Genomic DNA, 7,312 nt, shown 5'->3' with positions numbered 1-7,312 from the left:
ACACCCACACCACCATCACCCCCACCCTCCGCAAAAACCACCCAGAACCCCACACCCTCCTCCACGCCATCGCCACCACCCACACCCACAACCACAACACCACCATCAACTGGCACAACCTCATCACCCACGCCACCACCACCGACCTGCCCACCTACCCCTTCCAACACCACCACTACTGGCTGGAGCCGCCGTCCCACGGGCGCGGAGCGGAAGGTCCCCGGGACGACGGTTTCTGGAAGGCGCTGGAGTCGGAGGAGACGGAGGCGCTGGCCAGCCGGTTGAAGGTGGACGCCGAGGCGCTGAGGACCGTGCTTCCCGCCCTGTCGACACTGCGGGACGCGGAGCGCAAGCGGTCCGTGCTGGACGACTGGCGTTACAAGCTGGTGTGGCGCGGGGTGAGCGCGCCGAGCGCGGCGGGGATCACCGGTACGGCGTGGCTGGTGGCCGTGCCGGCCGCGGGCGGCGATCCGCGCATCATCCGCGATGTCCTGGACGGCTTGTCCCGGCAGGCGGCCCGGGTGTATCCGCTGGTGGTCGGCGGTGAGGACCGTGCCGCACTCGCTGACGCCATACGTGCGGAGGCCAGGTCGGGGCTGACCGGGGTGCTCTGTCTCCTGCCGCTCGACGACGAGCCGCATGAGGAGCACCCGACGCTGTCCCGGGGCGCCGCGGCGACCGTCACGTTGGTGCAGGCGCTGGCCGACGCGGAGGTGAGCGCGCCCCTGTGGCTGGCCACGTCCGGCGCGTTCGCCCTCGACGAGCCCACCAACAGCGGGGCCACCAACGGCAGGGCCACCCAGGACAGAGCCACCGACGGCGGGGCCGCCCAAGACAGAGCCACCGAGGACAGGGCTGCCGAAGGCAGGGCCGCTGAAACCGTCAGTCCGTTCCAGACTTCGCTCTGGGGTCTCGGGGCGGTGCTCGCGGTGGACCATCCGGACACCTGGGGCGGCATCGTCGATCTTCCCGCCGAACCAGGAGCCGAGGACCTCGCGCTGCTCCAGGGAGTGCTCGCGGGCACGAGCGGCGAGGACCAGGTGGCGATCCGCTCGGGCGTCGTACGGGCGCGCCGCATGGTGCGCTCCCCGAACGGCGGCGCGGATCGGGCGCGGAGCTGGAAGCCGACGGGAACGGTGCTGGTCACCGGCGGCACCAGCGGGGTCGGAGCGAACGTCGCGCGGTGGCTCGCCCGGGAGGGCGCCGAGCGCCTGGTGCTGGTCAGCCGCCGCGGCCGTGGCGCCGAGGGCGTCGCCGAGCTTGAGGCGGAGCTGACCGGGCTGGGCGCCGCAGTCACGGTGGCCGCCTGCGACGTCGCCGACCGTGCGGCGGTACGGGACCTGCTGGAGTCGATCCCCGACCTCACGGCGGTGATGCACGCGGCCGGGGTCGGGCACGACGACATGCTCGTGGCCGACACCACGCTGGAGGACTTCGCCGGTTACGCCCGGTCCAAGGTCATCGGGGCGATCAACCTGGACGAACTCCTGGGTGACCGGCCGCTGGAGGCGTTCGTGATGTTCTCCTCAGGTGCGGCCGTGTGGGGGTCGAGCGGGCAGGCGTCCTACGCCGCCGCCAACGGGTTCCTCGACGGGCTGGCGCAGCGCCGGCGGAGCCGCGGGCTGGCGGGCTCCTCGATCGCCTGGGGCGGTTGGGGCGGCGGCGGGATGATGGAGGACGCCGGGGAGCAGCTGGGCAGGAGCGGCCTGAGGCCGATGGCGCCCGACGCCGCGGCGATGGCCATCGGCCAGCTGGTCGGCAGCGGCGAGGGCCACCTGGTGGTGACCGACATCGACTGGGAGCGCTTCGCGCCCGCCTTCGCGCTGGCGCGGCCGCGGCCGCTGGTGAGCGCCGTTCCCGAGTTCACTCGGGCGCTCGACGCGCCGGCGGCCGCCGGGGACGACGATGACGGTACGGCGTTCGCGGCGCGGCTCGCGGAGCTGCCGCCCGCCAAGCGGGAGCGCCTGGTGGTGTCCCTGGTACGCGCGGAGGCCGCGGCGGTGCTGGGGCACACCTCGGACGACCCGGTCCAGCCGGACCGGGCGTTCAACGAGCTCGGGTTCGACTCGCTGACCGCGGTGGAGCTGCGCAACCGGCTGGGCCGGGCCACCGGCCTGAAGCTCCCGGCCACCCTGGTGTTCGACTATCCCACCCCGCTCGCCCTTGCCCGGTTCGTCCAGGACAGGCTCTCTCCCGAGACGCCGTCGGGCTCGATCTTCGCCCAGCTCGACGAGATGGAGCGGCTGCTACGGGAGCAGGCCCTGTCCGCCGGGGACCGGGCGCAGATCAGCGACCGGTTCCGGGCCATCCTGCTCGCGGCCGAAGGGGTGAACGGCGCGGCAGAGGAGGTCGACCAGGACCTCGACGACCTTTCCGACGAGGAGCTCTTCGCCGCGCTGGACGACCAGCTCGGCGCGTCCTGACCCGGCGGGCCGCGCGTACTGTCGCCGGCCCCTGACCCCAACCCGCTCGAACTCCCGCCAAGGAGAATCGATGAAGGAAATCAGAGACGTCCTCCTGTCCGAGCAGTACGACGCCGAGCAGCTCAGGAACCTCCCGATCCCGGAGAGCTACCGGGCGGCGGTCGTGCTCCACGACGACGTCGACATGTTCGGCGACATCCCGGCCGAGAACCGGGATCCCGCGAAGTCGCTGACCCTGTCCGACGTGCCCACGCCGGAGCCCGGCCCGGGCGAGGTGCTCGTCGCGGTGATGGCGAGCAGCATCAACTACAACACGGTGTGGAGCGCCATCTTCGAGCCGATGCACACGTTCGGCTTCCTGAAGCGCTACGCGAAGGCGGTCCCGTCGGCCGGGATCCACGACCAGCCCTTCCACGTGCTCGGCTCGGACATGTCCGGCGTCGTGCTGAAGACCGGCCCCGGCGTCCACCGCTGGCAGACCGGCGACAAGGTCGTGGCACACTGCCTGTCGGTCGAGCTCTCCTCGGCCGACGGCCACGACGACAGCATGCTCGACCCCGACCAGCGCATCTGGGGGTACGAGACCAACTACGGCGGGCTCGCGCAGCTCAGCCTGGTCAAGGCGAACCAGCTCATGCCCAAGCCCGCCCACCTGACCTGGGAGGAGGCGGCCTCCTCCGGCCTGGTGCACTCCACGGCCTACCGCCAGCTCATCTCGCGCAACGGGGCGCAGATCAAGGTCGGCGACGTGGTGCTCATCTGGGGCGCCGCGGGCGGGCTCGGTTCGTACGCCACCCAGCTCGTCCTGCGCGCCGGGGCGATCCCGGTGTGCGTGGTGTCCAGCGACCACAAGGCCGAGCTGGTCCGGGCCCAGGGCGCGGAGCTGGTCATCAACCGGGCCGACGAGGGCTTCCGGTTCTGGAAGGACCCGGAGACCCCCGACCCCAAGGAGTGGAAGCGGTTCGGGGCGCGGATCCGGGAGCTGACCGGCGGCGACGACCCCGACGTGGTCTTCGAGCACCCGGGCCGGGAGACCATGGGCGCGAGCGTGTACGTGGCCCGCCGCGGCGGCACGATCGTCACCTGCGCCTCCACCTCCGGCTACCAGCACCAGTACGACAACCGCTACCTGTGGATGGCGCTGAAGCGGATCGTCGGCACCCACTTCGCGAACTACCGGGAGGCCTGGGAGGCCAACCGGCTCGTCGCCAAGGGGGCGATCCACCCCACGCTGTCCGCCGTCTACGACCTCGACGAGGTCGGGATGGCGACCCGCCGCGTGCACGCGAACGCCCACAGCGGCAAGGTCGGGGTGTTGTGCCTGGCTCCGCGCCCCGGTCTCGGCGTCGACGACCCCGAGTTCCGCGCCCGCCACATCGATCAGATCAACCGGTTCCGCGAACCGTCGGACCACTAGCTTGCGGGGGATGAGACGTGGCTGCTGACCTGGCTTCCAAGGTCGTCGTGATCACAGGAGGGACTTCCGGCATCGGGAGGGCCGTCGCGGAGCGGGTCGCCGCCGACGGCGCCGCCGTGGTGATCGCGGCCCGGCGCGAGGACGTCGGCGCGCAGGTGGTGGCCGACATCCAGGCGAAGGGCGGCCGGGCGCTGTTCGTCCCGGCCGACGTCACGGTGGAGGCCGACGCCGAACGTGTGGTGCGCTCGGCGGTGACGGAGTTCGGCCGGCTGGACGGGGCGTTCAACAACGTCGGCGGCGTGAACGGGACCGGGTTGGTGTCCGACGTGGAGGAGGCGCACTGGCGGGCGGACCTGGAGCAGAACCTCACCAGCGTCTTCTACGGCCTCAAGCACCAGGTCCCGGCGATCCTGGCCGCCGGCGGGGGCTCGATCGTGACCAACGCCTCCACCTACGGCTGCGCGGGGATCCCGGGCGCGGCGCCGTACGTGGCCGCCAAGCATGGTGTGGTCGGGCTGACCAGGGCCGTCGCCCTGGAGAACGCCGAGCGGGGCGTACGGGTGAACGCGCTGGTCACCGGCAACGTCGACACCCCGCTGCTCCGCAACCTGCTGGGGGCGCCGCTGGACGGGCCGCTGGAGACCCGGGTGCCCAACCCCTCGGGACGGGCGGCTCATCCCGATGAGATCGCCGCGTTCGTCGCGTTCCTCCTCAGCGACGACGCGGCCTTCATCACCGGCGCGGCCCTCGCCATAGACGGCGGCGCCACCGCCCAATGAACACCGCCCCGATGAACACCGCGCAGTTGAACACCGCCGTTCGGCCGGGCGGACCCGCCCGGCGGCGGCCATTCGGCGGATGACCCGCCGCCGCCCCGGCACGGAGGATGATCTCATGCGCTACAACCTCGACTCAGAGCTCGCGCCGTGGGCGTCGATGATTCCCGACGTCGAACTCTCCCAGGTCGTCAACCGGGAGATCACCCTCACCCCCGAGGAAGAGCGGGCCTTCCACGAGAAACTCCCGCAGTACACGCCCGAGCAGGCCGTGGACATCAGCGATCGGGAGATCCCCGGCCCCGAGGGCGCACCCCCCGTGAAGGTGCGCCTCTACCGGCCGCCCGCCGCGGACCGGCCCCGGCCGGCGCTCCTCTACCTGCACGGGGGCGGATTCGTCGCCTCCGACATGGTGGTGTTCGACGCCCGGTGCACGGAGATCGCCGACCGGGTCGGCGCCGTCGTGGTGTCGGTCGACTACCGGCTCTCCCCCGAGACCCCGTTCCCCGGGGCGCTGGAGGACACGTACGCGTCGCTGACCTGGCTGCACTCCGCGTCCGGGGAGCTCGACGTGGACCCCGGGCGGATCGCGGTCGGCGGCGACAGCGCCGGCGGGAACCTCTCCGCGGCGGTCTCCCTCCTCGCCCGCGACCGCGGCGGCCCGAAGATCTGCTTCCAGTTCCTGGACGTGCCGGTGCTGGACGACCGGATGACGACGCGGTCCATGCGGGACTTCGTCGACACTCCCAGCTGGAACAGCCGCAACAACGAGGCCATGTGGCGGTACTACCTCAAGGACGGCCCGGCTCCGGGTGGACCGGACGTGTCCCCCTACGCGGCGCCCATGCGCGCCGGCGACCTCACCGGGCTGCCCCCGGCGCTGGTGGTGGTGTGCGAGTTCGACCCGCTGCGCGACGAGGGCATCGAGTACGCCCAGCGGCTCGTCCAGGCGGGGGTTACGACGGAGCTCGTGCTGTATCCGGGGACCTTCCACGGCGCGTCCGTGATCGCGCACGCCGAGATCACGAAGAAGATGCGCGAGGACATGATCTTCTCGCTGCGCCGCGGGATGCGGGGCACGAAGCCCCGCCCCTAGCGTTCACTCAGCCGGCCAGCTCCGCCGCCCGGGCCCGCAGGCCGGCCCGGTCGACCTTCCGGTTGGGGTTCAGCGGCAGCTCGTCCAGGTGGTGGTAGTGCCGGGGGATGAGACCCGCCGGCAGCGTCCTGCGGAGCTGGGCGGCGAAGCGGGCCGGCGGCGCCGGGGCTCCGGTGTAGAACACGACGAGCGCGGTGGCGTCGTCGGCCGTGGTGCTCACCGTCACCGCGTCCTCGACGCCGTCGCAGCCGCGTACGGCGTGGTCGATCTCGGCGAGCTCGACGCGCCAGCCCTGCACCTGGACCTGGGCGTCGCCCCTGCCGAGATAGACGAGCTCGCCGTTGGCCGCGCGCCGGACCCGGTCGCCGGTGTTGTACCAGACGCGGCCCTCGCGCTCGACGAACCGGCCGTGGTCGTGCTTGGGGTCGAGGTATCCGGGGGTGGTCTGCGGGCCGGTGATCCACAGCTCGCCCTCGGTGCCGGTCGGCCGTCCCTCGTCGTCGAGCAGCAGGTGGTCGTGGCCGTCGTTGACGAACCCGATCGGCGACAGGCCGTTGACGCCCAGCCCGGGCGAGGTCTCCTGGGACCAGCGGTGACCGACGATGGTGATGGTCAGCTCGGTCGGCCCGTACAGGTTCTCCAGGATGGAGGCGGGGGCGGCCCGCTGCCAGTCGGTGGCGTCGGCGACCTTCAGCGCCTCCCCGGCGAAGAAGCTCCAGCGCAGGAACGGCATGGCGGCGGCGCCGAGCCCGCCGGTCCTGCGCACCATCGAGATCGCGCTGGGGGTGGAGAACCACACCGTGATCCCCTGCTCGGCGAGGAAGCGCGGCAGGTTCCGGTAGGCGTGCGGCGGCACGGCCACGGACGTAGCACCGGCCCCCCAGGCGCAGAACAGGTCGAACATGGCGCAGTCGAAGGTCAGGTCGAACGTCTGGGAGAAGACGTCGTCGCTGGTGAAGTCGTACCGACCGGCCAGGAACCGGAAATAGTGCGCGGTGTTGCCATGGGTGATCGGCACGCCCTTGGGCGTCCCGGTGGAACCCGAGGTGAACAGCACGTACGCGATGTCGCCGGCCTCGACCGGCCGGGGCCGCGGGAGGGCGAGCCCGGCGTCGATCGGGTCGGCGTCGGGCGCGAGGACGGCGACGTCCACGCCCTCGCCCAGCAGCTCCTCGGCGACCTTCCGCCCGCGCTCGTCGACGATGAGCGCCGACACCCCGGCCGCCTCGATCATCTGCCTGGTGCGCGCGGCCGGGAAGTCCGGCTGCAGCGGCACGACGGTCACCCCGGCGAAGAGGCCGGCGAGGATCCCGGCGTAGGAGACGGTCCCCTTGGCGGCGAGCACCCCGACGGCGGTGGGTGACGTACGCAGCAGCGCGCCGCCCCAGAGCAGGGCCAGCCGGTGGACCTGGTCGTAGGTCAAGGTGTCCGCGCCGGCCCGGAACGCCGCCCGGCCGGGCGACTTCGCCAGACCGCGCAGAAAGAATTCATAGAGGGCGGGGTTGGATTCTCCGGTCATTGTTCCTCCGGCCACAGTTATTCCGGACCTCGGCCCGGAATATGTTTGTCAGATTCTTTTGCAGAATCCGTGGACATCGAG

5 protein-coding genes are annotated in these 7,312 nt (G+C 72.0%); 4 read left to right on the top strand and 1 reads right to left on the bottom strand.

The features are described 5' to 3' along the window. The 4 genes from ACIBI9_RS66205 to ACIBI9_RS66190 form a co-directional block, all read left to right on the top strand. On the top strand, window positions 1-2,423 hold a 2,423-nt coding region (locus ACIBI9_RS66205; protein WP_397239080.1), incomplete at its 5' end, for an SDR family NAD(P)-dependent oxidoreductase. Window positions 2,424-2,493: 70 nt separating this feature from the next. Further along, window positions 2,494-3,840, top strand: a complete 1,347-nt coding sequence (gene ccrA / locus ACIBI9_RS66200; RefSeq protein WP_397239078.1) for a crotonyl-CoA carboxylase/reductase — start codon at window positions 2,494-2,496, stop codon at window positions 3,838-3,840. Between the two features lie 17 nt (window positions 3,841-3,857). Then, entirely contained in the window at window positions 3,858-4,619 is a 762-nt protein-coding gene (locus tag ACIBI9_RS66195; protein ID WP_397239076.1) for an SDR family NAD(P)-dependent oxidoreductase, read from the top strand. A 115-nt stretch (window positions 4,620-4,734) separates the two neighbouring features. After that, window positions 4,735-5,712 (top strand): alpha/beta hydrolase, encoded by a 978-nt coding sequence (locus ACIBI9_RS66190; protein ID WP_397239074.1) that lies wholly within the window; start codon window positions 4,735-4,737, stop codon window positions 5,710-5,712. A 7-nt stretch (window positions 5,713-5,719) separates the two neighbouring features. Here the strand turns inward: ACIBI9_RS66190 and ACIBI9_RS66185 are convergent, their stop codons facing one another. After that, the gene (locus tag ACIBI9_RS66185) at window positions 5,720-7,231 is read right to left on the bottom strand and encodes an AMP-binding protein (protein ID WP_397239072.1); all 1,512 of its coding nucleotides are present in this window, start codon (window positions 7,229-7,231) and stop codon (window positions 5,720-5,722) included. Between the last annotated feature and the right edge of the window lie 81 nt (window positions 7,232-7,312).

This window comes from Nonomuraea sp. NPDC050451 (genome assembly GCF_044458585.1).
The sequence above is the reverse complement of the archived record's forward strand: the minus strand, read 5'-3'. Positions and strand labels throughout refer to the sequence as shown.